2 protein-coding genes are annotated in these 3,014 nt (G+C 63.4%); both read right to left on the bottom strand.

The window, feature by feature from the left end; all coding sequences use genetic code 11:
- Positions 1–52: 52 nt before the first annotated feature.
- On the bottom strand, positions 53–544 hold the full coding sequence (locus tag AC1DWI_RS18045) for a cyanophycin metabolism-associated DUF1854 family protein (RefSeq protein WP_477668161.1): 492 nt from the start codon (positions 542–544) through the stop codon (positions 53–55).
- Between the two features lie 14 nt (positions 545–558).
- Positions 559–2,901 carry a cyanophycin metabolism-associated ABC transporter gene (locus tag AC1DWI_RS18050; protein ID WP_477668910.1) on the bottom strand — a complete coding sequence of 781 codons (2,343 nt, stop codon included), beginning with the start codon at positions 2,899–2,901 and terminating at the stop codon, positions 559–561.
- Positions 2,902–3,014: the final 113 nt, after the last annotated feature.

The following is a 3,014-nucleotide window of genomic DNA, read 5'->3' on the forward strand; positions in this document are numbered from 1 at the left end:
CACAAGTCCAGCAACCATCAGCTAAGAGCACGTAGCTGGGGCAAGACCCGGCCTAAAGAAACCGTTCCAACAACCGCCGCGACCCCCGGTCCAGAGCCGTCATATCCTTCACGCTGTACTGCACCCCCTGGCTGCCGGCAATCAGCAGCCCCGTGCGCCCCAGGCGGCGAATATCTTCTTCGCCCTTGAGCACAAAAGACGTCTCACCCCGGTCGGTCTCCACCGTCCACACGCTGGGGGTGGCAAAGGTCGAAACGCTTTTGAGCCGCGTGATTTCAGGCGCAAAGTCGCGCAGGGCCAGTTCTTCCTCCAGCAAGGTACGCGCTTGCACCGGCAATGCCTGCAGGTCTTCCACCCAGGCCACCTCGTGCCCTTCGGTGTTAATCAGTGAAATCCCTTCATCGGGCGCAGCCAGGGGAAAGGCCCGCACCGGCACCACGCCCACATGCTGCAGGCCACCGGCATCGACGAACACCAGCCGGCCCGACGCCGTGCGTTCCAAGGGAAAGGACAAAGAGGACAAAGAGGAAGAGGAGTTGGTCATGTGCAGTCCTTGGCTTATCGGTTGCCAGTGTGCTGCGCGGTGTGGGCCAGCTGCGAAGTGGCCACTGCGATAAGGCTTTGCGCTGCTTCCTCGCCGCCCTCTTCGCTGTCGACCTGCCGCGCCTGGGCTTCGTACAGCCGCCAGTAGGCGCCTTGCTGCGCCATCAGTTCGTCGTGCGGGCCCACTTCCACCACCTGGCCGCGGTCCATCACCACCAGGCGGTCGGCCTTGCGCAGCGTTGAAAGGCGGTGGGCAATGGCAATCGTGGTGCGGCCCTGCACCAGGTTGTCGAGCGCACGCTGGATTTCTTTTTCCGTTTCGGTGTCCACCGACGAGGTCGCTTCGTCGAGGATCAGGATGCGCGGGTTGATCAGCAAGGCCCGCGCAATCGAGATGCGCTGGCGCTCACCACCCGACAGCCCCTGTCCGCGCTCACCCACCAGCGAGTCATAGCCCTGCGCCAGCCGCAAAATGAATTCATGCGCATGGGCGGCACGCGCGGCCGCGACGATTTCAGCGCGCGTGGCGCCCGGCTTGCCGTAGGCGATGTTTTCGGCAATCGTGCCGAAGAAAAGAAACGGTTCCTGCAGCACCAGGCCGATGTTGCGGCGGTAGTCAGCCACACCGAAGCGGCGGATGTCGGTGCCGTCCACGCTGATGGAGCCGTCGCTCACGTCGTAAAACCGGCAGATCAGGTTGACCAGCGTGCTTTTGCCTGAACCGCTGTGGCCCACCAGTCCGATCATTTCGCCGGGGCGGATCTGCAGATCGAGCCCGCGAATGACCGAGCGGTTGCCGTAACGGAACCCGAGGTTCTTCATGTCGATGCGGCCTTCGAGCGCACCAATCTTCACCGGGTTGGCCGTTTCGGGCACGTTGGAGACGTGATCGAGGATGTCGAAGATGCGCTTGGCGCCGGCGGCGGCCTTTTGCGTGACGGAAACGATGCGGCTCATCGAATCAAGCCGGCCGTAAAAGCGGCCGATGTAGGCAATGAAGGCCGTCAGTACGCCGACGGTGATCTGCTGGCGCGACACCAGCCAGATGCCGAAAGCCCAGACCACCAGCAGGCCGACTTCTGTGAGCAATGAGACGGTGGGCGTGAACAGCGACCAGGTCTTGTTGAGCTTGTCATTGACTGCCAGGTTGTGCTGGTTGACCTCACGAAAACGCTGGGCTTCGCGCTTTTCCTGGGCAAAGGCCTTGACCACGCGAATGCCAGGAATCGTATCGGCCAGCACATTGGTCACGTCCGACCAGACGCGGTCGATTTTTTCAAATCCGGTGCGCAGCTTGTCGCGCACCACATGGATCATCCAGCCGATAAACGGCAGCGGCAGCAACGTCACCACGGCCAGCCAGGGGTTGATGGAAATCAGGATCACCGCGGTCATCACGATCATCAGCACATCGGTTGCGAAATCCAGCGCATGCAGCGACAAAAACACGCAGATGCGGTCAGTTTCCGAGCCGATGCGGGACATCAGGTCACCGGTGCGCTTGCCGCCAAAGTAGTCCAGCGAGAGCTCCAGCAGGTGGTCGAAGGTGGCTGTGCGCAGGTCGGCGCCGATGCGCTCGGACACCAGTGCCAGCAAATAGGTGCGCGCCCAGTTCAGCGCCCAGCCCAGCACGGCCGCGCCCAGCAGGCCACCCAGCAGCAACCCTACCTTCCAGGGCTCGATCCGCTGGCCGTTCTGGAACGGGATCAGGATGTCGTCCATCAACGGAATCGTGAGGTAGGGCGGCACCAGTGTGGCGGCGGTGGAAGCCAAAGTCAGCAAAAATCCGGCCAGCAGCTGGTAGCGGTACGGATCGGCAAACCGCCACAGGCGCAGCAGCACCCAGGTGGAAGGCGGCGTGTGCAGCTCGCGCGCGCAGGCCGGGCATTCCTCGCTGTCGGGCGGCAGCGGCAGGTCGCACTCGGGGCACAGGGCCGTGTCCTCAGCCAGCGCCGCGGCATCGCCTGCCGCCGGGGCCTGCTGCTGGGCAAACAGGCGCACCAGGCGCAGGGCCTGCACATTGGCACCCAGGGTAAACCGCCAGCTGGCCAGCCGCCGGCCCGCTTCATGCAGCTCCAGCGTGCCCACGCCGGCATGGTCGAAATGGCGCAGTGAAAGCCCGTGCAATACGGTGCCGTCGGCGTCCGCCGTGGGCCAGCTGGCCCATACGCCTTCAGGGCTGCAGGCCAGCAGCCGGCGGTCCGTCAGGGCCAGCAGGCCCCGGGCGAAATGAAGTTGGTTATCCAGGTCAACCACCAGCGTGCACAAAACGTTCTCTTGGGTTGCAAGTTGTGAGCGAAGCCCTGCCAGAACAGGGTCGGTAGGGCTGGAGTCGTCTGCCGGGTGGTTGTGTTGCATTGTGTTGTGGAAAATCTTGGCGTCCCGCATCTGGCGCGGCAGGGTATTCGCAGGTTCTTCGTAGTTGCGCGAATAGGCCCGAAACAGGGATTTTCGCCGAATGCGGCCTGAAG

Source organism: Polaromonas sp. P3_C2 (assembly GCF_056402675.1).

Excerpts from the sequence above, each read along its gene's own strand:
- AC1DWI_RS18045 (WP_477668161.1), bottom strand. The coding sequence starts at position 544 with ATGACCAACTCCTCTTCCTCTTTGTCCTCTTTGTCCTTTCCCTTGGAA.
- AC1DWI_RS18050 (WP_477668910.1), bottom strand. The coding sequence starts at position 2,901 with ATGCAACACAACCACCCGGCAGACGACTCCAGCCCTACCGACCCTGTT.